General features: G+C 72.3%; 19 protein-coding genes and 9 pseudogenes. 26 read left to right on the forward strand and 2 right to left on the reverse strand.

The genetic code is table 11. The features are described from left to right. Positions 1–576: 576 nt before the first annotated feature. The 9 genes and pseudogenes from hemL (at position 577) to ccsB (ending at position 8,750) form a co-directional block, all read left to right on the forward strand. Positions 577–1,929: a glutamate-1-semialdehyde 2,1-aminomutase gene (gene hemL, locus UG55_RS09935; protein ID WP_066066143.1), complete on the forward strand. Its 1,353-nt coding sequence runs from the start codon at positions 577–579 to the stop codon at positions 1,927–1,929. After that, the gene (locus UG55_RS09940; protein ID WP_066066145.1) at positions 1,926–2,570 is read left to right on the forward strand and encodes a histidine phosphatase family protein; all 645 of its coding nucleotides are present in this window, start codon (positions 1,926–1,928) and stop codon (positions 2,568–2,570) included. The genes hemL and UG55_RS09940 overlap by 4 nt, the downstream gene beginning before the upstream one ends. A 53-nt stretch (positions 2,571–2,623) precedes the next feature. Continuing rightward, complete coding sequence (locus tag UG55_RS09945) at positions 2,624–3,544, forward strand: putative RNA methyltransferase (RefSeq protein WP_083986635.1); 921 nt, start codon at positions 2,624–2,626, stop codon at positions 3,542–3,544. A 257-nt stretch (positions 3,545–3,801) separates the two neighbouring features. Beyond that, positions 3,802–4,365, forward strand: a complete 564-nt coding sequence (locus tag UG55_RS09950) for a TlpA disulfide reductase family protein (protein WP_066066148.1) — start codon at positions 3,802–3,804, stop codon at positions 4,363–4,365. 7 nt (positions 4,366–4,372) lie between these two features. Beyond that, on the forward strand, positions 4,373–5,392 hold the full coding sequence (locus tag UG55_RS09955) for a cytochrome c biogenesis CcdA family protein (RefSeq protein WP_066066150.1): 1,020 nt from the start codon (positions 4,373–4,375) through the stop codon (positions 5,390–5,392). A gap of 41 nt (positions 5,393–5,433) precedes the next feature. After that, positions 5,434–6,350 (forward strand): cytochrome c biogenesis protein ResB (locus UG55_RS34805; protein ID WP_396230859.1); only part of this gene is annotated, 917 nt, incomplete at its 3' end. A 1-nt stretch (position 6,351) separates the two neighbouring features. Continuing rightward, a pseudogene (locus UG55_RS34810) lies at positions 6,352–6,642 on the forward strand (cytochrome c biogenesis protein ResB); the annotation flags it as partial. A 1-nt stretch (position 6,643) separates the two neighbouring features. Next, positions 6,644–7,551 (forward strand): annotated as a pseudogene (locus tag UG55_RS34815) (cytochrome c biogenesis protein ResB); the annotation flags it as partial. Next, positions 7,551–8,750 (forward strand): c-type cytochrome biogenesis protein CcsB, encoded by a 1,200-nt coding sequence (ccsB, locus tag UG55_RS09965; RefSeq protein WP_066066155.1) that lies wholly within the window; start codon positions 7,551–7,553, stop codon positions 8,748–8,750. The pseudogene UG55_RS34815 and the gene ccsB, both read left to right, overlap by 1 nt. Positions 8,751–8,811: 61 nt before the next feature. Here ccsB and UG55_RS09970 read toward each other — a convergent pair whose 3' ends face one another. Further along, the gene (locus tag UG55_RS09970; RefSeq protein ID WP_066066158.1) at positions 8,812–9,231 is read right to left on the reverse strand and encodes a PLD nuclease N-terminal domain-containing protein; all 420 of its coding nucleotides are present in this window, start codon (positions 9,229–9,231) and stop codon (positions 8,812–8,814) included. Between the two features lie 360 nt (positions 9,232–9,591). Between UG55_RS09970 and UG55_RS09975 the strand changes: the two genes are divergently transcribed. The 9 genes and pseudogenes from UG55_RS09975 to UG55_RS10010 form a co-directional block, all read left to right on the forward strand. Next, positions 9,592–10,723, forward strand: a 1,132-nt coding sequence (locus tag UG55_RS09975) for a menaquinone biosynthesis decarboxylase (RefSeq protein WP_242424119.1), incomplete at its 3' end; no start/stop codon positions are given. Between the two features lies 1 nt (position 10,724). Continuing rightward, positions 10,725–10,904 (forward strand): annotated as a pseudogene (locus tag UG55_RS34820) (menaquinone biosynthesis decarboxylase); the annotation flags it as partial. A 135-nt stretch (positions 10,905–11,039) separates the two neighbouring features. After that, positions 11,040–11,770, forward strand: a 731-nt coding sequence (locus tag UG55_RS09980; protein ID WP_242424100.1) for a 4-hydroxybenzoate octaprenyltransferase, incomplete at its 3' end; no start/stop codon positions are given. Between the two features lies 1 nt (position 11,771). Further along, a pseudogene (ubiA, locus tag UG55_RS34825) lies at positions 11,772–11,969 on the forward strand (4-hydroxybenzoate octaprenyltransferase); the annotation flags it as partial. A 5-nt stretch (positions 11,970–11,974) separates the two neighbouring features. Beyond that, a complete protein-coding gene (locus UG55_RS09985; protein WP_066066168.1) occupies positions 11,975–12,703 on the forward strand; it encodes a UbiX family flavin prenyltransferase in 729 nt (242 codons plus the stop codon). A gap of 747 nt (positions 12,704–13,450) precedes the next feature. After that, a complete protein-coding gene (mqnE, locus tag UG55_RS09995; RefSeq protein WP_066066171.1) occupies positions 13,451–14,599 on the forward strand; it encodes an aminofutalosine synthase MqnE in 1,149 nt (382 codons plus the stop codon). A gap of 8 nt (positions 14,600–14,607) precedes the next feature. Next, complete coding sequence (locus UG55_RS10000) at positions 14,608–14,910, forward strand: hypothetical protein (RefSeq protein WP_066066173.1); 303 nt, start codon at positions 14,608–14,610, stop codon at positions 14,908–14,910. Continuing rightward, complete coding sequence (locus UG55_RS10005) at positions 14,910–15,215, forward strand: DUF4229 domain-containing protein (RefSeq protein WP_066066176.1); 306 nt, start codon at positions 14,910–14,912, stop codon at positions 15,213–15,215. The genes UG55_RS10000 and UG55_RS10005 overlap by 1 nt, the downstream gene beginning before the upstream one ends. Positions 15,216–15,274: 59 nt before the next feature. Then, positions 15,275–16,144: a menaquinone biosynthetic enzyme MqnA/MqnD family protein gene (locus tag UG55_RS10010; protein ID WP_066066371.1), complete on the forward strand. Its 870-nt coding sequence runs from the start codon at positions 15,275–15,277 to the stop codon at positions 16,142–16,144. A 98-nt stretch (positions 16,145–16,242) separates the two neighbouring features. On the opposite strand, the gene UG55_RS10015 is transcribed toward UG55_RS10010, so the two are convergent. Further along, positions 16,243–17,403, reverse strand: a complete 1,161-nt coding sequence (locus UG55_RS10015; RefSeq protein WP_066066179.1) for a helix-turn-helix transcriptional regulator — start codon at positions 17,401–17,403, stop codon at positions 16,243–16,245. Between the two features lie 718 nt (positions 17,404–18,121). Between UG55_RS10015 and UG55_RS34830 the strand changes: the two are divergent. The 8 genes and pseudogenes from UG55_RS34830 to UG55_RS10035 all read left to right on the forward strand — a co-directional run. Beyond that, positions 18,122–18,385, forward strand: a pseudogene (locus UG55_RS34830) (DNA-binding response regulator); the annotation flags it as partial. Position 18,386: 1 nt separating this feature from the next. Continuing rightward, positions 18,387–18,631: pseudogene (locus UG55_RS34835) on the forward strand (response regulator); the annotation flags it as partial. 241 nt (positions 18,632–18,872) lie between these two features. After that, on the forward strand, positions 18,873–18,977 hold the full coding sequence (locus UG55_RS46200; protein WP_313954599.1) for a putative leader peptide: 105 nt from the start codon (positions 18,873–18,875) through the stop codon (positions 18,975–18,977). Between the two features lie 56 nt (positions 18,978–19,033). After that, positions 19,034–19,357 (forward strand): annotated as a pseudogene (locus UG55_RS34840) (nitrite/sulfite reductase); the annotation flags it as partial. A 1-nt stretch (position 19,358) separates the two neighbouring features. Beyond that, a pseudogene (locus UG55_RS34845) lies at positions 19,359–19,763 on the forward strand (nitrite/sulfite reductase); the annotation flags it as partial. A 1-nt stretch (position 19,764) separates the two neighbouring features. Continuing rightward, positions 19,765–20,797, forward strand: a pseudogene (locus tag UG55_RS34850) (nitrite/sulfite reductase); the annotation flags it as partial. Then, positions 20,794–21,075, forward strand: coding sequence for a hypothetical protein (locus UG55_RS10030; RefSeq protein WP_066066186.1), 282 nt, complete (start codon positions 20,794–20,796; stop codon positions 21,073–21,075). The pseudogene UG55_RS34850 and the gene UG55_RS10030, both read left to right, overlap by 4 nt. Then, positions 21,075–21,672: phosphoadenylyl-sulfate reductase (locus tag UG55_RS10035; protein WP_242424101.1), on the forward strand; the 598-nt coding region annotated here is incomplete at its 3' end. The genes UG55_RS10030 and UG55_RS10035, both read left to right, overlap by 1 nt.

Here is a 21,672-nt window from a genome sequence, read left to right on the forward strand (position 1 = left end):
GCCAGCTCGGTCATCCCGTCGTCGAGCCGGGCGGGTGGTGCCTGTGGCGAAGCTCGCGTAGGACAGACGTTCCTGTTGATCAACGCTGTGGGCGTTGGTCCGCGTCCGAAGTGCGCCGCTGTCAGGGCATCCGGCCGGGTGTGGGCCGCGGCGGTGCCGTGGAGGGGGCCCGGCCGCGTTCGCCGCGGCGGAATATCATTGGAGCTGTCGACCAGGCAAGACCCTGCGGCCAGGCCCGGCCCTCGGTAGGCGGAGGATCCCGGCGCCCGGCCCGCCACCCCGGTGTCGTGGGTGGCTCGCAGCGGGCCCTGGTGGGCAGTGAGCCGCCGCCGGTGGGCGGCCGGGGCAGACCCCCGTCCGCCGGCGGCCTTTCCGGCTGTCAGCTGCGTCACCCGGCCGTGTCGCCGTCCGCCCGGGGATCCGCGCCCGTTCCGCCCGCCAGCCTGCGCTGACGGCGCGGTAGCCGCCGGCGCGGGGGCGGCCCGGGCGTTCCGGGCGCGGGCCACGGGCCGCCCGCCAGGTGCGGGTGGCCGCGCCGGGACGCGTCCAACGGGTGAGACCTGCAAGGATCGGGGCATGGTGGTTCCGTCTACCGCACCGGCGTCCGAGGATCTTTTCCAGCGCGCCCAGCGGGTTGTTCCCGGCGGAGTGAACTCACCGGTGCGCGCGTTCCGCGCCGTCGGCGGCACTCCCCGTTTCATGGTCAGCGGCGAGGGCGCGCGGCTCGTCGACGCCGACGGCCGTTCCTACGTCGATCTTGTCTGCTCCTGGGGTCCGATGATCCTCGGGCACGCGCATCCGGACGTCGTCGAGGCGATCACGGCGGCCGCGGCCCGGGGGACCAGCTTCGGCACGCCGACCCCGGGCGAGGTGGAGCTCGCCGAGCTCATCGTCGACCGGATCCGGCCGGTGGAACAGGTGCGCCTGGTCAACTCCGGTACCGAGGCGACCATGAGCGCCATCCGGCTGGCCCGCGGCTTCACCGGCCGCTCCACCATCGTCAAGTTCGCGGGCTGCTACCACGGGCATGTCGACTCGCTGCTGGCCTCGGCGGGCTCCGGAGTGGCGACACTGGGGCTGCCCGACACTCCCGGGGTCACCGGAGCGGCCACCGCCGACACCATCGTCCTGCCCTACAACGACCTCGATCTGGTCCGGGCGACGTTCGCCGAGCGGGGCGACACCATCGCGGCGGTGATCACCGAGGCGGTCGCCGCGAACATGGGCGTCGTCCCGCCGCTGCCCGGGTTCAACGCCGGTCTGCGGCAGCTCTGCGACAGCTACGGCGCGCTTCTGGTGTTCGACGAGGTCATGACCGGTTTCCGGGTCTCCCGGACGGGCTGGTGGGGTATCGAGGGCGCCGCGGAGGGCTGGGCACCGGACCTGTTCACCTTCGGCAAGGTGATGGGCGGCGGCCTGCCCGCCGCGGCGTTCGGCGGCCGCGCCGACGTGATGGCCCGGCTGGCCCCCGCCGGCCCCGTCTACCAGGCCGGCACCCTCTCCGGGAACCCGCTCGCGGTGGCCGCCGGCCTGGCCACCCTGCGCGCCTGCACCGACGAGGTCTACACGACCGTCGACGCGCGGGCGGCCGACGTCGCCGGCATCGTCTCCACGGCCCTCACCGAGCAGGGTGTGCCGCACCTGGTCAACAGCGCGGGATCACTGTTCAGCGTGTTCTTCACCGACGCCGCCGCGGTCGTGGACTACGCCGGGGCGAAGCAGCAGACGAGCGAGCGCTACGCGGCCTTCTTCCACACCATGCTCGACGCCGGCATCTACCTGCCGCCGTCCGCGTTCGAGGCGTGGTTCGTCTCGGCGGCCCACGACGACGAGGCGGTGGAGCGGATCGCCGCCGTGGCACCGGCGGCTGCGCGGGCCGCCGCCGCCGTCCCCGCCGGTTCGGAGCTGGTCAGCGGGGGTGCGGCGTGAGCGGGACGGAGCTGACCACGGTCCACCTGGTCCGGCACGGGGAGGTCTTCAACCCGGAGAAGGTGCTCTACGGGCGGCTGCCCGGCTATCGGCTCTCCGAGACCGGGGAGCGGCAGGCCAAGGTCACTGCCGAACACCTCGCCGGGCTGGACGTCGCCGCGGTCGTCGCGAGTCCGCTGGAACGGGCCCGGCAGACGGCCACCCCCATCGCCGACGCCCACGGGGTCACACTCCAGATCGACCCGCGGCTGATCGAGAGCCGCAACGCCTTCGAGGGCCGGCCGTTCGAGGCGGGACCGGCCGTCCTGCGCTACCCGCGGATGTGGAAGCTGCTGCGCAACCCGCTCACGCCGTCCTGGGGCGAGCCGTACGCCGAGATCGCGCAGCGGATGCTCGCCAGCGTCGCCGAGTGGCGGGACGCATTCCCCGGCCGGCACGTGGTCCTGGTCAGCCACCAGCTGCCGGTGTGGACCGCGCGGCGCGCGCTGGAGGGCCAGCGGCTGTGGCACCGCCCGGACCGGCGGCAGTGCGCGCTGGCGAGCGTCACCTCGGCGGTCTACCGGGGCAGTCAGCTGGTCCGGGTGGAGTACGCCGAGCCCAACGGGCCCACCGCCAACGCGCCCGGTTCCGTCGGCGCCTGACGGCGTGCCCCGGCCGCGGAGGTGACCCATCCGGTGCTGTGCCGGGCGCTGTGGTGATGCATCCGGCGCTGCGGGTGCTGCGCTGCCCGGTCTGCGCGGCTCCGCTGGCCGACGGGCCGGGAGGTGTCCGCTGCGGGGCGGGACATTCCTTCGACGTGGAACGTTCCGGCTACCTGAACCTGCGGACGGGCCGGGCCAGGCGGGTGGCCGGGGACACCGCCGAGATGATCAGTGCCCGGGAGGCGTTCCTGGGACGCGGCCACTACGCGCCGCTGACCGCCCGGCTGAGTCAGCTTGCCCTGGCCCGTCCGGGGGGTGAACCACCGGGCGACGAGACCGCGTCCGGCGCGGACGCCGGTGCGGAGCACCGCGGGATCGGCCCGGCCGAGCTGGTGCTTGAGATCGGGGCCGGGACCGCCCACCACCTCGCGGCCGTCGTGGACGCCCGGCCGAACCGGCTCGGGCTGGCCATGGACGTGTCGAAGTCCGCGCTGCGCCGGGCGGCGCGTGCCCATCCGCGGGTGGGCGCGGTGGCCTTCGACGTCGCCGGCGGCTGGCCACTGCCGGACGCCTCGGTGGACATCCTGCTCGACGTGTTCGCGCCACGTAATCTGCCGGAGATGCACCGGCTCCTGCGCCCCGGTGGCACACTGCTCCTGGTCACTCCGGGTGAGGATCATCTCGCTGAACTGCGGGAGGTGCTCGGGCTCGTCGGCATTCACCCGGGTAAACGGGCTCGGCTGGAGGCGGAGCTGGCGGGCCGTTTCACCCGGCGCACGTCCGAGGCCCTGACCCGCACCCTCCACCTGGGGGCCGACGAGCTCGTCGAGTTGGCTCTCATGGGCCCCATCGGCCACCACGCCGACGCGGCCGAACTGCGGCACCGCCTCGGCGCCGTGCTGCCACCGGACGGCTCCGGGATGGATGTCACAGCCTCGTTCGTCATCGACCGCGCCGAGATGGCCGCAGGCTGAGGGGGCGGGGGCGCCGCCGGCGTGACACCGCCGGCGTGACACCGCCGGCGTTGCGGGGTGGCGTGGCGTCGCACGGCGTGGCGTAGCGGCCTGGCATGGCGAAGGTCCCGGGCCGGATGGCAGGGCCCGGACGCAGGTGGCTGCCGGGGCACCTACTCTGGGAGACGTAGTTCTACAGTTGGTCGTAGAAGGCCGGCGGCGTTGAAGGGAGCACGCTCATCCTGAGCTGGGTGCGGGAGACAGGGCGGGTGCGCGGCATGGTGGCCGGCACCGCCGCCGCCGTGCTGCTGGCCGGTGGCGGGCTCGCGGCCTGCTCCACCAACGCGAGCAGCGTGGACGCCACCGGCGGCGGCGGCTTCGGATTCGTCCAGCAGGCGCCCGGTCAGGACTTCGTCGAGGTGGCGAGCCGGCGGGAGGCGCCGAAACTGGCTGGCGAGACCCTGGACGGCGACCAGTTGGACCTCGCCTCGCTGAAGGGCAAGCCGGTCGTCCTGAACTTCTGGGCCTCCTGGTGCGGGCCGTGCCGCGCTGAGACACCGGGTCTGGTCAGGCTGGCCGCGGAGAACCCGGATGTCGCCTTCGTGGGGGTGAACGCGAAGGAGGAGGCCGCCGCCGGCAGGGCGTTCGTCCGGGACTTCAAGGTCCCTTATCCCAGCATCCACGACCGCTACGGCGTTCTGGCCGCCGGCTGGCCGATCGCGATCGGGCTGCCCTCCACCATCGTTCTGGACGCGCAGGGCCGCATCGCGGCGCGTTTCACCGGCGGCGTCGTGCCCGAGGATCTCACCGCCGTCCTCGGGCGCCTCCGGACGGAGGTCTGAACGCCGGATGGGAGTCGTGGACGTCGTCACGGACGGCCCGCTGCTGCTCGCGGCTCCTGTCGCGGCCGCGGCCGGGCTGCTGTCGTTCCTGTCCCCGTGTGTCCTGCCCCTGGTGCCGGGCTACCTGTCCTTCATCACCGGGCTTTCCGGGGAGGAACTCCAGCGGCCCTCCGCGCCGGCCGCGGCACGCGGGCCGGCGGAGAGCGCGGCCGGTTCCGCCGCGCCGGTTCCAGCCAGCCTCGCCGCCGCAGAACCCGCCTCCGCGGGCCTCGTCGCCGCCGGCGTCGGTTCCGCCAGCGCGGGTCCCGCTGTCGGTGGTTCCGCCGGTTCTGGTTCTGCTGGTTCTGGCTCTGCTGGTTCCGCCGCCCCGGCCGGAAGCCCCGCCTCGACGGCCGGCGCTGCCGCCTCGTGGGCGCGGCGGCTGGGCTCCGTCCGCAGAGCCGGCCGGGTGACTGCCGGGACCTGCCTGTTCATCCTCGGGTTCACCATCGTCTTCGTGACCTACGGAGCCGCCTTCGGTGGTCTCGGCCGGTGGCTGAGGGTCCACCAGGTGGGGCTGAGCCAGGTGCTCGGTGCGGTGACGATCCTGATGGGGCTCGGCTTCGCCGGGGTGTTCTCCCGGATGTCGTGGGCCAACCGCGAATGGCGCTTCCACCGCCTGCCCTCCCCGGGCCTGCTCGGCGCTCCCGCCCTCGGCGTCCTGTTCGGCCTCGGCTGGACGCCGTGCATCGGCCCGACGCTGGCCGCCGTGCTCGGGATGGCCGCGCAGAGCGCGACCGCCGGGCGCGGTGCCTTCCTCTCCGCCATGTACTGCCTGGGCCTGGGCCTGCCCTTCCTCGTCGTCGGGCTGGCCTTCCACCGCGTCGCGGGTGCCCTGCGGGTGGTGCGGCACCATGCTCGACTCCTCGCGCTGACCGGCGGCGCCCTGCTGGTGGCGGTCGGGGTGCTGCAGCTCACCGGTGGATGGGCCGACCTCGTCGACCAACTGCGTCCGTACGCGCCCGGATTTTCGGAGAGCCCGCTGTGACCGCACGCCCCACGGCCCCGTCCGGACACGTCGACGGGCTGATGCCGGACGACCCCTCGGTGCTGGAGGTACCGGAGGCGTTCGACCCGCCAGCGCCGCGAAAGGCGGCGGAACCGAGCTCGCCGCCCACGCCCGGTACACCGGGCCCAAGCCCCGCACCCGACCGCGCGACCGCGGCGGGCCCGACGCACCCGACCCCCCCGGAGAGCACCGCCGCCCCGACGAGTGCCACGGATCAGGAGAACTCCGGGGACCAGAAGGACGCAAGGGGCCGGACGGGCACCGGCAACCCGACGGGTAACGCGAAGACGGCGGGCACCCAGAAGACGGCGGCCGGCGCCCCGAGCGCCGCGGCGGGCCGGGCGGCGGGGAGCCCGCGGCCGCGCTCCGCCGCGCTCGCGCTGCTCACCCGGTCGTGGCGCCAGCTCACCAGCATGCGGACCGCGCTGGTGCTGTTGTTCCTGCTGGCGCTGGCCGCGATTCCGGGGTCGCTCATCCCGCAGCGCGACATCAACCCGCTGAAGGTGGAGGAGTACTTCTCCGACCACCCCACCCTCGCACCCTGGCTGGACCGGTTCTCCGCCTTCGGTGTGTTCGGCGCGCCCTGGTTCGCCGCGATCTACCTGCTGCTCTTCATCTCGCTCATCGGCTGCCTGTCGTCACGGGTGCGCTGGCACGCGCGGGCGTTGTTCACCGCCCCGCCGAAGGCGCCGGCGCGTCCGGGCCGGTTGCCCGGCGGCAGCACCTGGACGAGCCCGCTCGACCCGGCGGAGGCGGTGCTGCGGGCCCGCGGTGTGCTGCGCGCCCGCCGCTTCCGGGTCGCGGTCGCGGACGGGGAGGCCCGGCGCCCCGACGGCACCCCGGACCACTCGGCGGCGGCGGAGAAGGGCTACCTGCGGGAGACCGGCAACCTGCTGTTCCACCTGGCGCTGGTCGCGATGCTCGCCGGGGTGGGCCTNGGCTCGTGGTCCGGCTACCAGGGCACCGTCCTGGTCGTCACGGGCAACGGTTTCGCCAACACGCTGCTCTCCTACGACCAGTACAGCGGCGGCGAGCTGGTCGACCCGGTGGAGCTGCCGCCGTTCTCGCTGATCCTCGACAGCTTCGAGGCCACCTACCAGAGCAACGGCCAGCCGGCGGACTTCCGGGCCGACGTCTCGTACACCGAGGATCGCGACTCGCCCACCCGGCGGGCCACCCTGCGGGTGAACCATCCGCTGGAGATCGGCAACGCGAAGGTCTACCTGATCNGGCACGGCTACGCGCCGCACTTCGTGCTGCGGGACGCCGACGGTGCGGTCGTGTGGGAGTCGTACGTCCCCTGCACGCCCCGCGACGGCATGTTCACCTCCACCTGCACCGTGAAGATCCCGGACACGGGCCTGCCGCCGGTCGGTGAGCGCGAGGAGCTCCAGCAGCTCGCGTTCAGCGGGGTGTTCACACCGACAACGGTGCTGAGCCCGGGGCGCGGTTACGTCTCGGTCCACCCCGCGGCCAGCGTCCCCGTGCTCAGCAGCCTCACCGGCTACGTCGGCAATCTGCATGTCAACGAGGGCATCCCGCAGAACATCTACACCGTCGACACCCGGGACATGACCCAGCTGCTGCTGAGCGGGCCGGCCGGGGAGAACGTGGCCGCCCAGTCCGTCGCGCCGAACAACCCCGAGCAGCGGACGGTGACCGGCCTGCCCGGCGGCCTGTCGCTGGAGGTGGACGGGGTCCGGGAGTTCGCGACCTTCCAGACGAAGTCGGACCCCTACAAGGGGCTGGTGCTGGGCGCCGCGGTCGTCATCATCGCGGGCCTGGTCGCGAGCCTGCGGGTGCGGCGTCGGCGGGTGTGGGTGCGGGCGACTCCGCTGGCCGGTGGCGGCAGCACCGTCGAGATCGGCGGGCTGTCCCGATCGGACGCCCAGGGCTTCGCCGCCGAGCTGACCGCCGTCACCCGCGCCGTCAGGGACGAGACAGGGCCGGGCGACCCGGGTCGGGACGACCCCGGGCCGGGCGACACCCCGGCCAGCACAGCCAGCACAGAGAACACAGCCAGCACAGAGAACGCAGCCAGCACAGCCAGCACGGCCAGCAACGAAAGCGACGCGAGCACCGACAGCGGCGCAGGTAACACCAGCACCACCAGTGCCACCAGCGAACGGGAGCCCTGATGCCGGTCAACGAAGGCATGGCAAATCTTTCCGACGTGCTGTTCGGCACCTCGATGGCGGTCTACGCCGGCGGAATGCTCGGGTACGCGGCCGAGTTCGCGTTCAGCCGGCTGGGCCGGGCCGCCGGCGGCGCCGCCGCGGACACCGGAGCCGGCAGCGCCGCGGCCGACGGTGCCGGCAGCGCCGTTCCTGACGGCGGGTCGCCGGCCGTGACGAAACAGGCCGTCCTGGTCGGCACGGCGCCCGCCGTGGGTGGGAAGCCCGGCCGGCCCGACAGCCCGTCCGGATCCCGGCCGACGAAACCCGCCGGTGGCGCGCTGGACGGGGCCAGCGGTGGTTCCTGGGCCGGCGGTGGTTCCTGGGCTGGCGGTGGATCCGGTGCCGGTGAGGACTCCGCCGCGCCCGGGGCCGCGCGGTGGGTCGGCCGGATCGCGGTCATCCTGACGGTTCTCGGGTGGGCGGCCCACGTGGGGTCGGTCGTCACCCGGGCCGTCGCGGCCGACCGTGTCCCCTGGGGCAACATGTACGAGTTCTCGTCCATGATCTGCCTGATCGCGGTCACGGGGTTCCTGGTCCTGATGGCGCGCCAGCCGGTCCGGTGGCTCGGTGTCTTCGTGATGGTCCCGGTCGTGCTCTCGATGGGCTTCGCCGGGACGGTCCTCTACACCGCCGCGGGACCGCTCGTCCCGGCGCTGAACTCGTACTGGCTCAAGATCCACGTGGCCGGCGCGATCGTCGCCAGTGGTGTCTTCCTGTTGTCCGCCGTGACGACCGTGCTGTTCCTGGTCAAGGACCGCTGGGAGACGCGGCTCGCGGACGTGGCCTACGGCCGCGCCGAGGCATCCCGCGCGATGCGCAGCCGCGGCGGGATCGTGATGCGCCTGCCCTCCTCGGCGGTGCTCGACGCGATCACGTACCGCATCATCGCCTTCGCCTTCCCGATCTGGACGTTCGCCATCATCGCCGGAGCGATCTGGGCGGAGGCCGCCTGGGGCCGCTACTGGGGCTGGGACCCGAAGGAGACCTGGTCCTTCATCACCTGGGTCATCTACGCGGCGTACCTGCACGCACGGGCGACCGCCGGCTGGCGGGGCCGGCGCGCCGCGGCGGTCTCGCTGCTGGCATTCAGCGCCCTGTTCATCGACTACTACCTGGTGAACCTGGTGATCAACGGCCTGCACTCGTACTCGGGCGTCTGACCGGCGGCGTCTGACCGGCCGCCGGTCGGGCGGCCGCCGGTCGGGCGGCCTGGACGCGGGGTCAGCCGCGGCCGGCGGGCGGCTCGGTGTCCCCGCCGCGAATGCGATCCGTCAGCTCACGCAGGAACTCGGGGTCGTCGTCCGGGCCGACGGGGCGCACGGCCTGGCGGCGCATGCCCGCCCGGGAGAGACCCGGCCGGGTGTAGCCGCTGGTTCGCCGTTCGGCCGCCCAGGGGCTGCGGCCCCCGAACGCCGGGTGATCCGACGACGGGTGGCGCTCGTAGCCGGTGAAGCCGTGGGCGGCCCGGGGACGTCCGAACACGAACCAGCAGACCGAGCCGAGGAAGAAGAACACAACGAGAACGATCAGCCAGATCGGCTTGGGTACGACCTTCACCTCGTCCGCGGGTGTGCCGATCACATCGACGACCGAGAACACCCAGACACCGATGATTAGGAATGTCAGCGCGAGACCCAGCACAGGTCGACCGCTCCTCTCCTTCTCGCCGCGAGCGGGCGCGCGGTGGCGCGACCGCTCCGGGCACGCCGCCCGGCCTGCCCATGGTCGAAAGATCTACCAGCATCGTCCGGCCGGTCGGCCGCCGGTGCCGGCACCACTCGGTCGCCCCGAGCCTGGATCCGGGCACTTCAAATACCGGATCGCTACCGCCTGGAGTGAACGCCTGATGTGTCCCTAGTGTGCCTCCCGGGCCGGGGCAATGTCCCAGCGGTCGTCGAAGGCGATGTTCACCAGCCGCGAAGGGGGCGCGGCGGGTGCTTGAAGTGCCTTGAGACAGGGTACGTCCGGCGGCTCCCGTCCGACGCTGCAAAGATGGGCGTCATGGCCTGGGCGGATCTTCGCGCGTTTCTCACGCACCTCGACCGCGCGGGTGAGCTGCGCCGGGTGCGGGTTCCCGTCGACCCCCGCCTGGAGGTGACGGAGATCGTCACCAGGGTCGTCCGGGCAGGTGGCCCGGCGCTGCTGTTCGAGCGGCCCGAAGGGGCCGACATGCCGCTGGCCATCAACCTCTTCGGCACCGAGGCCCGGATGGCGGCCGCGCTCGGCGTGGAGCGCCTGGACGAGATCGGCACCCGCATCGGTGAGCTGCTGCGACCCGAGCTGCCGATCGGGTTCGGCGGCCTGCGCTCGGCGCTCGGGAAGGCGGCCCAGCTCACCTCGCTGCCGCCGCGCAAGGTCCGCACCGCGCCCTGTCAGGACGTCGTGCTCAAGGGCTCGGACGTCGACCTGGACCTGCTGCCCGGGGTACACGCCTGGCCGCGCGACGGCGGGCCGTTCCTCAACCTCGGGCTGACGCACACGAAGCACCCGGAGACCGGGGCCCGCAACCTCGGCATGTACCGGCTGCAACAGCACGACTCGCGCACCGTGGGCATGCACTGGCAGATCCACAAGGACTCCAACGCCCACCACGCGGTCGCCGAGCGGCGCGGTGAGCGGCTGCCGGTCGCCATCGCGTTCGGCTGTGACCCGGCTGTGACCTACGCGGCGTCGGCACCGCTGCCGGCCGACATCGACGAGTACCTTTTCGCCGGGTTCCTGCGCCGGGAGCGGGTGGAGATGGTCGACTGCCTCAGCGTCCCGCTCCAGGTGCCGGCCAACTCCCAGGTCGTCCTGGAGGGCTGGCTCGAGCCGGGCGAGCGCCTGCCGGAGGGCCCGTTCGGCGACCACACCGGCTTCTACACACCCGTCGAGCCGTTCCCCGCGCTGCGCATCGACGTGATGACCATGCAGCGTGACCCGGTCTTCCAGAGCATCGTGGTCGGTCGTCCGCCGCAGGAGGACGGGCCGATGGGCAAGGCGACCGAACGCATCTTCCTGCCGCTGATCCGGATGATGATCCCCGAGATCGTCGACTACGACCTGCCCGAGGCCGGGGTTTTCCACAACTGCGCGATCGTGTCGATCGAGAAGCGGTTCCCCAAGCATGCTCAGAAGGTCATGAACGCGGTCTNGGGCGCGGGCCTGCTCTCGCTGTCGAAGCTGATCGTCGTCGTCGACGCCGACTGTGACGTCCACGACTACCACGAGGTCGCGTGGCGGGCGTTCGGCAACGTGGACTACGCGCACGACCTGCTCACCACGGTCGGTCCGGTGGACCACCTCGACCACGCCTCCTACGAGCAGTTCTACGGNGGCAAGGTCGGGGTGGACGCCACCCGCAAACTGCCGACCGAGGGGTACCGGCGGGACGGCGGCTGGCCAGAGGAGATCGTGATGGACGACGCCGTCCGCGAGACCGTGACCCGGCGGTGGAAGGAGTACGGCCTGTGAGCGACGCCGCGTTCGTTCCCGGAGTGCCCGGCCGGGCCTCGGGGGAGCCGACCCACGGCCCGGTTCGCGCCTTCCTGCGGCTCGTCGTCATCGAGCACTCCGTCTTCGCCCTGCCCTTCGCCTACGTGGCGGCCCTGGCTGCCTGCTTCGAGGTCTCGCGGTCGACCCACTGGCGGGACCTCGCCCTGGTCACCGTGGCGATGGTGGCGGCGCGCACCTTCGCGATGGCGACCAACCGGATCATCGACCGGGCGATCGACGCCCGGAACCCGCGGACGGCCGGCCGCGAGCTCGTCACCGGGGTGGTGTCCGTCCGGACCGCGGTGGCCGGCTCGGTCGTGGCCCTCGCCGTGTTCCTGGGCGCGGCGGCGGCGCTGTCCTGGCTGTGCCTGGCGCTGGCGCCGATCGCGGTGGCGCCGCTGATCGTCTACTCGTACGCGAAGCGGTTCACCGACTATCCGCACGCGGTGCTGGCGATCGCGCAGGCCGTCGCGCCCGTCGGCGCGTGGATCGCGATCACCGGTGCGTGGTCCTGGTCCGCGGTCCTGCTCGGGCTGGCCGTGGGCACCTGGATCGGTGGCTTCGACCTGATCTACTCCTGTCAGGACGCCGAGGTCGACCGGCGCATCGGGGTGCGTTCCGTTCCGGCCCGGTTCGGGGTGCCCGCGGCGCTGACCGCTTCGATCGTGACCCATGTCGTGACGTTCGCGCTGTTCGTCGCGTTCGGNCTGGTCGAGGACTTCGGCGCCTGGTGGTGGGCGGGTCTCGCGCTGACCGCCGCCGCGTTCTGTTACGAGCACGCCATCGTCTCACCCACCGACCTTTCCCGGGTGAACCGCGCGTTCCTCACCGCCAACGGGTTCGTCGGCATCGCCCTGTTCGCCTTCGCGCTGGTGGATCTGATCAACCGCGGCCTGGGCGCCTGAGAGCTGTGACCGGCCAGGCGGCGCGGGTGCCGTGGATCGTCGGGATCAGCGGTGCCAGTGGAACCCCCTACGCGGCGTCGGTGCTGCGCGGCCTGCTGGCCGCCGAGCTGCCGATCGACCTCGTCGTCTCCCGGGCCGCCCGCCTGACTCTGCTGGACGAGACGGGGATCGGCTGGCGGGACACGGCCTGGCACAGCCCGCTGGCCGCGTGGCTGGGCACGCGCGCCGACGGGGAACCCCGCCGCGACGCCGGCGAGCTGGCGGGCCGGATCGGGCGTCTCGTCACCGTCCACCCGCCCGGTGACCTCGGGGCCCGGCCCAGCAGCGGCTCCTATCCGACCCGCGGCATGATCGTCGTGCCGGCGAGCACGGCGTCGCTCGCCGGCATCGCGCTCGGCCTGTCCAAGGACCTGCTCCAGCGAGCGGCGGACGTCACCCTCAAGGAAGGTCGGCGGCTGGTGGTGGTGCCGCGGGAGATGCCCTACACCCGGGCGACGCTGCGGCACATGGTCGAGCTCGACGCCGCCGGCGCCGTGGTGGCGGCGGCGAGCCCCGGCTTCTACGCGGGCGCGCGGCAGGTGGAGGACCTCGCGGACTTCGTCGGCGGCCGGGTCCTCGACGCGGCCGGAGTGCCCAACGACCTGTTCCGCCGGTGGACGGGCACCCTCGGTGGCGCCCGCTCGGCCGCCGCCCCGGACGCGGCGGGAGGGGACAACATGGGTCGGGACGCCTGACAATGCCCGTGGGGGCGCCGGACGGTGTGGGCGCACCTGGTGAGGCGGGTGTGCCGGCCGGTGCCGTGCGCCGGACAATGGCGACGGACGGCGCGGCACGTACAACAGGCCTGGTCAGCGGCTCGCTACCGGGTCTGAACGAAGCGGTGAGGAGCAGACGGGACATCATGGCCGGGAGGCGGGCGGAGCGGGCGGAGCGGGCGGAGCCGGCGGGGCGGGCGAAGCGGGCGGAGCCGGCGGAGCGGGCGAAGCGGACGGAGCGGACCGGGCGCCGCGCGGGGCGGAAGCCGGCGGCCGCGCCGGATGAGGCGGCGCCGCGTGAACCGGCCACGGGCCAGGATCAGCCCTCGAAGCCGGCCGGGAAGCCGAGCAAGGCCCCGGAAACCGCCCCCGATCTGCGGGTGCAGCTTCCGTACTTCCTGGCCCGCCTCGCGGTGCTCGTGGTCCTCGCCGTGGTCCTCATCGCCGTGGGCATCGCGCCGGTGCTGGCTCTGATCATCGCGTTCGCGGTGGCCGGTCTGCTCACCTGGCCGCTGGGCCGCANGCAGCGCCGGGTCGCCGAGCGGTCGAGGTCCGGCGGCACCACCCGGACGCCGCCAGGGCCCTGAGTGCCCGGCGGCCGGTGCCGGGCGTGCCTCCACCGGGGTCCGCGGCGGCCCGTCCCGGCGCCGAGTGCGTCGCGTGTCACGGTCCGGTTCGCGGGCCTGGCCCGCGTGGACCGACGGTCCGCGGGGCTAGTCTGGATCCATGGATGCCGGCCTCAAGCGAGACATCGAAGCCAAGGTCCACGACGGCGCTCGGCTCAGCCGCGCCGACGGTGAGGCGCTCTACGCCAGTGACGACCTAGCCTGGCTCGGTGAGCTCGCGCACGAGGTGCGGACCCGCAAGAACGGCGACCAGACCTTCTTCAACGTCAACCGGCATCTGAATCTGACCAACGTCTGTTCGGCGTCCTGTGCCTACTGCTCGTTCCAGCGCAAGCCCGGCGAGCCGGACGCCTACACGATGCGGATCGAGGAGGCGGTGCGGCTCGCCAAGGAGATGGAGCCGGCCGGGATCACCGAGCTGCACATCGTCAACGGCCTGCACCCGACGCTGCCCTGGCGCTACTACCCGCGGTCGCTGCGCGAGCTGGGCAAGGCGCTGCCCGGAGTGGCCCTCAAGGCCTTCACCGCCACCGAGATCCACTGGTTCGAGAAGATCAGCGGCCTGCCCGCCGACGAGATCCTGGACGAACTCATCGACGCCGGCCTGGAGTCGCTGACGGGCGGCGGCGCGGAGATCTTCGACTGGGAGGTCCGCCAGCAGATCGTCGGGCACGAGACCCACTGGGAGGACTGGTCGCGGATCCACCGGCTGGCCCACGCCAAGGGGCTCCGGACGCCGTGCACCATGCTCTACGGGCACATCGAGTCCCCGCGGCACCGGGTCGACCACGTGCTGCGCCTGCGTGAGCTGCAGGACGAGACCGGCGGGTTCGCGGTGTTCATCCCGCTGCGGTTCCAGCACGACTCGGTCGGTGACCCGCGGAACCGGCTGATGAACCAGCCGATGGCGACCGGCGCCGAGGCGCTGAAGACCTTCGCCGTCTCGCGTCTGCTGTTCGACAACGTGGACCACATCAAGTGCTTCTGGGTCATGCACGGGCTGACCACGGCCCAGCTCTCCCTGAACTTCGGCGCGGACGACCTCGACGGATCGGTCGTCGAGTACAAGATCACTCACGACGCCGACGGATTCGGGACGCCGGGCACGATGACCCGCGAAGACCTGCTCGGCGTGATCCGCGACGCCGGTTTCCGGCCGGTGGAGCGGGACACCCGCTACCGGGTCGTCCGGACCTACGACGGCCCGGACACCACCCGGCGTGACAACCCCGTGTCGATCGACGCCTGAGCCCGGTCATGGCCACTGAGGAGACCCCGCTTCCCACGGACCGGGCCGCGCCGGCCCGCCCCGCTCGCCCGGCCCGCCCACCCGGTCTGCCCGGCATGGGCTCGATCTTCGTGCTCGCCTTCCTGGTGATCCTCGTGCCGGGGCTGGCGGTCTACACCCTGCTGCGGTGGGCCGGTCTCGCGATCGGCCCGGCCGGGCTCCTGGGGCTTCTGATCGTCTTTGTCGGGCTGGGTTGCTACCCGGCACTGTTGCAACGTCTCGGCTGGGTGCGCAGTCGCCGCCAGCGGCCCGGCGGAAACCGGAGTGCGTGATGCCCGCTGACGACGTCCCGCCGGCCGGTGCGGTTCATCGCCGGGGGCACCGCGGCAGCCAGGGGAAGAGTGGGCAGCCGGCCGGCGAGACGGGTCTGATGGGGCTCAACCTGCGGTACTTCGCGATCCGCGCGGCGCTGTTCGGGGTCGTGCTCGCCGTCGTGCTGCTGGTCGGTGTGGGCGGTCTGCTGGGGTTCGCTCTCGCGCTCGTGATCAGCGGGCTGCTCAGCTACCCGCTCGCGCTGCGCCAGCGCCGGGCCGTGCTGCGCAACATCGCCGAGCGGCGTGGCGGCGGGCCTCAGTGAGGCCCGCGGAGCCGAACCGGACGGAGCCGAATCCGACGGAGCCGGCGCAGGCGGTGGGTCTGCCGGTGGTTCCTGCCCAGGCCCGGCGGGCGGAGCGGCCCAGGGTTGGCCACATCCAGTTCCTCAACTGCCTTCCGCTCTACTGGGGCCTGGTCCATTCCGGCGCCCTGCTCGACCTGGACCTGACGAAGGACTCGCCGGACCGGCTCAACGAGGCGCTGGTCTCCGGTGCTCTCGACATCGGCCCGATCAGTCTCGTCGAGTACCTGCGGCACGCGGACGAGCTGGTCGTGCTGCCCGACCTCGCCGTGGGGTCGGACGGCCCGGTGCTGTCGGTCGTCGTCACCAGCGCCGTGCCGTTCGAGCGGATCCGCACGGTCGCGCTCGGGTCGACCTCCCGGACCAGCGTGCTGCTGGCACGGATGCTTTTCGAGCAGCGGTGGGGGCTGCGCCCGGAGTACGTCACGATGCCGCCGGAGATCCCGCTGATGCTGCGTGAGGCAGACGCGGCCGTCACGATCGGTGACGTCGCGCTGCGGGCCACGTATGACGCCGAGCGTGCGGGGCCCGGGTACCCGCTGCGGGTCGTCGATCTCGGGAACGAGTGGCGCGAGTGGACGGGCCTGCCGATGGTCTTCGCGGTCTGGGCCGCCCGGCGCTCCTTCGCGGCGTCGAACCCCGGGGTGGTCAAGGAGGTGCACGGCGCCTTCCGGTCGAGCCTCGATCTGGCGCTGAGTGACGTGCACGAGGTTGCCCGGAGGGCCGCGCGGTTCGAGGTGTTCGACCCTGCGACCCTGGCCCGCTACTTCACGACATTGGATTTCCGCCTGGGAGAGCGGCAGCAGGCAGGCATTCTCGAATTCGCTCGCCGGGCGGCGGCGCGTGGTGACGCGCCGCCGCTCGAAGAGATCATCTTTGCCGCGGTGTGACGCACCGCTACCTCGCCCGCGGACTCTTTGATCATTGACTCATTGATCAGGTTGACTCGCCGATCCGTTCGATGATGTCGATCCGATGGGTAACCGATTCAGACGGGCGGTCGGAATGAGTGGGAGATGCCCATCGGTGGTGTCGCCCGCTGTGCTGATGCGGTCGCGAATCGCGCGATGCGCCTTTTGACGAGTGCAATCAGCCGGGGCGGAGTCGCGCGGCCTCCCGGCGCGATGAGCGTCTCGTCCGGGCTCGGCTGCGGGAACGAATGAGCGCCGCCCGAGTCGGTTGCGGACAGTGATGGAATCTCGTTCTCGGCCCGGTGCAGCAGCCCGGGGCGGGGGTCGAGAGTACCGCCGGTAAGTGTGGTCTCCGGGCCGCTCGGCCGCTCTTCCGCGGGCCCGTTGTCACGAAGGGTCAGATCCACACCGTCCCGGGCGCCGCCGGCCAGCGGGTGGGCGGCGCGATCCCGGGATCCGCGCAGCGGTGTTCCGCGGTCCGCCCCGGTGGCGAGTGGGTGATCGCGGGACGGCGCGCCTCCGGCTCCCGCGGCGCGGGCGGAGTCAGCCCCGTCGGCGTGATGGGCCGCCGCGTCGATGAGGCTGTTGACGGCGAGTGTCCAGGCACGTAGTCCTTCGTGACCGGTCAGCTCGGTGAAGACCGCCGCCTCCAGGCAGCAGGTGCTCGCCTTGGCCAGCTCGTTGACGTCAAGCAGGGAGATGGCCAGCAGGCCGGCCAGATGACCGGCGATCATGAAGAGCCGGAACTGCTGGTGCGGCAGCATGGGTGTGCGAAGCAGCTGGTCGACGAAGGTCTGCTGGTCAAGCACGCGGGCGGTGACGTCCGCCGGCTCCAGCGCGTCGGCCGCGGCGATGAGGTCCGCGGCGAGCCGGTCGAGATAGTCCAGCTCCCGGTCGGACCGGCGGTGGTCGAGCAGATCACCGATCCGGCGCCGTGACTCCACCTCGGCGTCGGGCTGCCGGACACGCCGCTCGGCGCGCTCGGCGACGGCCGCCTCCCGCAGGTCGACCAGCGCTCCGCCGGCCTCCAGCGCCGCGTCCACCGCTGCGAGGACCGGCCGGGCGGGGATACCGCGGCTCGGCTGCTCCAGCTGACTGATGTACTGGCGGCTGTAGCCGGTCCGGCTGGCCAGCTCCTCCCGGGTCAGCCCACGCTCGCAGCGTCGCCGCCGCACCTCTGCCGGGAGCATGTCCTCCGCGGTGCTCAGACCCTGCCAGCCTCGGCTCCGTTGCCGCATGTGCGCCGATCCTTCCGCTACCCGGGGCATCCGACGTGTGATGATTCAACTCCATATCGTGGCATACCGGGGCCGATATGGGCGGCCTGATCACCAGACACCGTCGACTGCCTGCTCACTGTTGTGGGGGGAGTGGTGGCAGCGTTGGGCGGCGGAGTTGGTGCGTCGCCCGGTCGTGCCCCCGTGCCGCAGGGTCGCGACGACTGTCACCGTTTGCGTGGGCATCACCTTGCGTGATCAGAATACTCCGACGGGCGCTAGTTATACCTGGGGTCAAAGGTCCTGGACACGGAGAGTTGTCGGCGTTACCTCGTCGTGTGGCGGCGACCAGGCTTTCCTGTCGACTACTCTTCGTGACTGCAGGGCTCGCATGTGGTTCGAAGATGAGGTTCGGCGCGGTAGGTGGCGCGCTCGGCGCCGGAGCATGCCGGCGCGGTGGTGAACACCTTCCGGCGGTAGGCCGACCCCCCGCTCCATTGTGGATTGATTGTGTGCCGGGTGTTTTCGTTGACGGGTCGGAAATCAACCCGGAAATGTGGTGGTCACCGTCGGGTCGGCACAATTCGCCGCACCGGCCCGGGTATCCGATGTGGATGGCCCACCGGGTCCTTCCGGCAGCCGCGAACGGGTGGGTGCCCAGTGCGTCCGGGTCATACCGCGAAACCATCCCGAATGACGATGGTCGGGCCTGGTTCGGGGCGCGTAGAAAAGACGGGTGATGGACTCCTGGCCGTCGACGGACGAGAAGGTCGGCGTCCCCGGCGTCGGGGTGGTCTCCGAGGTCGGGGTGGTCCCCGACGTCGAGGTGGCCCACCGGGCCTCGGTCACCCGGGGCCGCGGTAGGCCGGGGCCCTACCGGGTCGTCGTGGCGGACGACGCCGACGGGCTGCGAGAGCTGCTCTGCCTCCTGTTCGACACCGAGCCCGACTTCACCGTGGTCGGTCGCGCGACGAACGGGGCGGAGGCCGTCGAGGTGGTCACCNGCACGGAGCCCGATCTGGTGCTGCTCGACGTCGCGATGCCCGTCCTCGACGGTCTCGGGGCGCTTCCCCGCGTGCGGACGGCGGCTCCCCGGGCGCGAGTGGTGATCTTCACCGGTTTCTCGGGTGGTGGCCTGCGCGAGGAGGCCATGGCGCTCGGTGCCGACGAGCTGATGGAGAAGGACCTGTCGACCGGCGCGCTGCTCGACCGGCTCCGCCAGATGTGCCGGCAACCGCGCCCGGTGTGATTGACTCGCCCATCGTCGTTTGTCGCTTGTTGTGTTGGTGCCGTGACCCAGATGGGGTGTGACGACGCATCCACGACGTGAGCGGCGCATCTGTGGGAACATGGCAAGCGTGACTGCCCGGGTCCACGTGCTGGAGTCGTCGGGCGGGCGGCGAATCGCCGCCCGGCGCCGGCGGGTCGGTGCGTTCCCGTTGGTCCGGCCGTCACGCTCCGGGGCCGTCGCGGCCCCGTGGACCGGGCTCATGCCGCGACCGGCTGATGTGGGCCCCGTCGATCCCCGCCTGGTCGCACGTCTGCACGTCGACCTGTTGCGCGTCTCCAGCGCCGGCTGTCGCCGCTCCCGCTGAACTCCGCCCACCTCGGCGTGTCACGCCGCGGTGGACCCTGCTCACCGAGAGATCCCATGACTTCTCCTGCTCCAAACCCCCGTGCCGCGCGTCCGCAGACCCCGTCCCGTCCGAAGGGGCAGGGCCAGTGGGCGCTGGGCTACACCGAGCCGCTCAACCCCAACGAGCGGATGAAGAAGGATGAGAACGGTCTCGCCGTGCGCGACCGCATCCTCAACCTGTACCCGCACACGGGGTTTGACGGGATCGACCCGCAGGACCTGCGGGGCCGGTTCCGGTGGTGGGGGCTGTACACGCAGCGTCGGCCGGGGATCAGCGGTGGCCGCACGGCCGTGCTGGAGCCGGAGGAGCTCGACGACCGCTACTTCATGATGCGGATCNGTCTCGACGGCGGCCGGATGACGTCCGAGCAGCTCAGGGTCATCGCTGACATCTCGACCCGGTACGGGCGCGACGTCGCCGACGTGACCGACCGGCAGAACATCCAGCTGCACTGGATCCGCGTCGAGGACGTCCCCGCCATCTGGGAGGCCCTTGAGGCCAACGGCATGACCACCGCCGAGGCCTGCGGGGACACGCCGCGGGTCATCCTGGGCTGCCCGCTGGCGGGAGTGGACGCCGACGAGGTCATCGACGCAACCGGCGTGATCGACGAGGTCGTCGAGCGTTTCGTGGGCGACCCGGAGCTGGCGAACCTGCCCCGCAAGTTCAAGAGCGCGATGTCGGGCTGCGCGGACCAGTGCACCCTGCACGAGATCAACGACATCGCCTTCGTCGGCGTCGTCCNCCCCGAGCTCGGCCCGGGTTACGACCTCTGGGTCGGCGGCGGCCTGTCGACGAACCCGAAGCTCGGCGTGCGCCTCGGCGCCTTCGTGCCGCCCGAGCGGGTGTCCGAGGTGTGGCACGGCGTCATCCGGCTCTACCGCGACTACGGGTACCGGCGGATGCGTACCCGGGCCCGGCTGAAGTTCCTCGTCGCGGACATGGGCGTCGAGTGGGTGCGGTCGACGCTGGAGAAGGAGTACCTCACCGCGGCGCTGCCGGACGGCCCGCCGCCGCCCCCGCCGCGCAACGAGGGGCGGGACCACATCGGCGTCCACCAGCAGCGGGACGGGCGCTTCGCGGTCGGTTTCGCGCCGCGGGCCGGCCGGATGACCGGGACGACGCTCGCCGCCGTCGCGAACCTCGCCGACCGCTTCGGGCTGGGGCGGATCCGGGCGACGACCATGCAGAAGCTGGTGATCCTCGACGTGCCGGGCAGCGACCTCGACGCGCTTGAGGCGGAGCTGGCCACCCTCGACCTGGTGGTGAAGCCCAGCGTGTTCCGCCGGGGCACGATGGCCTGCACCGGAATCGAGTTCTGCAAGCTCGCGATCGTCGAGACCAAGGGCAACGCCCGCGATCTCGTCCTGGAGCTGGAGCGCCGGCTGCCGGACTTCACCGAGCCCATCGGCATCAACATCAACGGCTGCCCGAACGCCTGCGCCCGGTTCCAGGTGGCGGACATCGGGCTGAAGGGCTCACTCGTCCCCGACGACAACGGCGAGATGGTCGAGGGGTTCCAGGTTCACCTCGGCGGGCATCTCGGGACCCGCTCGCGGCTCGGCCGCAAGTCCCGTGGGCTCAAGGTGACGGCGGACGGCCTGGTCGACTACGTCGTCGGGCTGCTGGAGACCTATCAGGAGAACCGGGCCGAGGGCGACACCTTCGCCGACTGGGCGGAGCACGCCGACGAGGCGCTGCTCACCTCGGCCGGGTCGGCGCGGTCGGCCGGGTCGGCGGGGTCGCCGCCGGCCGCGGACAAGGGCGGCGCGACGTGAGCGCCCGCGCCGTCCCCTTCTACTGCCCTTACTGCGGCGAGGAGGAGCTCGTCCCCGAACCCGCGCCGGGCGGCGCGGGCGAGGGGCACGGGCACTGGGCCTGCCGGGCGTGCCGGCGGGCCTTCCAACTACGCCTCACAGCGCTTGTGGCGGCGACCCCCAAGGGCTCCACCGGGGAGGTCGCCGCCGGGACGACGGCCAGGACGACGACGGCCAGCACATCGGGTTCGGCGAACGGCACCGCCGTGGCGCCGTCGGACGTGGAGGAGAAGAACTGATGGATGCCGCGCTGAAGGCCCGGGCACTGCGGGCCGGCGACGAGCTCGAAGGGGCGCCGGCCGAGGAGATCCTCGGCTGGGCGGTCGAGGAGTTCGGCACCGGGCTTGCTGTCGCGGCGTCCATGGCCGAGGCGGTTCTCGTGGACATGCTGTCGCGGATCCGCTCGGACATCCCGGTGCTGTTCATCGACACCGGCTACCACTTCGCCGAGACCATCGGCACTCGCGACGCCGTCGCGCACACCTACTCGCTGCCGATCATCAGCGCCAGCCCGCAGCTGACCGTCGCCGGGCAGGACGCCGTGCACGGCGAGCGGCTGTACGAGCGTGACCCCGACCTGTGCTGCCGGATGCGCAAGATCGTTCCGCTGGACCGCGCGCTCGCGCCCTACCGGGCCTGGGCGGCCGGCTCCCGGCGCGCCGAGTCGGCGGGTCGGCGGAGCCTGCCGGTCGTCGGCTGGGACCAGCGGCGCGGGAAGGTGAAGGTGCATCCGCTGGCCGCCTGGTCGGACGAGGACGTCCAGCGGTATGTGCGGGAGCACAACGTGATCGTGAACCCGCTGCTTTCCGACGGTTATGAGTCGGTGGGTTGCCGGC

The sequence above is a fragment of the Frankia sp. EI5c genome, from assembly GCF_001636565.1.
Taxonomy (GTDB): domain Bacteria; phylum Actinomycetota; class Actinomycetes; order Frankiales; family Frankiaceae; genus Parafrankia.

Bases quoted from the DNA above. Each gene is read 5' to 3' on its own strand.
- hemL (WP_066066143.1), top strand. From the start codon at position 577: ATGGTGGTTCCGTCTACCGCACCGGCGTCCGAGGATCTTTTCCAGCGC.
- UG55_RS09950 (WP_066066148.1), top strand. From the start codon at position 3,802: ATGGTGGCCGGCACCGCCGCCGCCGTGCTGCTGGCCGGTGGCGGGCTC.
- UG55_RS09955 (WP_066066150.1), top strand. From the start codon at position 4,373: ATGGGAGTCGTGGACGTCGTCACGGACGGCCCGCTGCTGCTCGCGGCT.
- ccsB (WP_066066155.1), top strand. From the start codon at position 7,551: ATGCCGGTCAACGAAGGCATGGCAAATCTTTCCGACGTGCTGTTCGGC.
- mqnE (WP_066066171.1), top strand. From the start codon at position 13,451: ATGGATGCCGGCCTCAAGCGAGACATCGAAGCCAAGGTCCACGACGGC.
- UG55_RS10000 (WP_066066173.1), top strand. From the start codon at position 14,608: ATGGCCACTGAGGAGACCCCGCTTCCCACGGACCGGGCCGCGCCGGCC.
- UG55_RS10005 (WP_066066176.1), top strand. From the start codon at position 14,910: ATGCCCGCTGACGACGTCCCGCCGGCCGGTGCGGTTCATCGCCGGGGG.
- UG55_RS10015 (WP_066066179.1), bottom strand. From the start codon at position 17,403: ATGCGGCAACGGAGCCGAGGCTGGCAGGGTCTGAGCACCGCGGAGGAC.
- UG55_RS46200 (WP_313954599.1), top strand. From the start codon at position 18,873: ATGCCGCGACCGGCTGATGTGGGCCCCGTCGATCCCCGCCTGGTCGCA.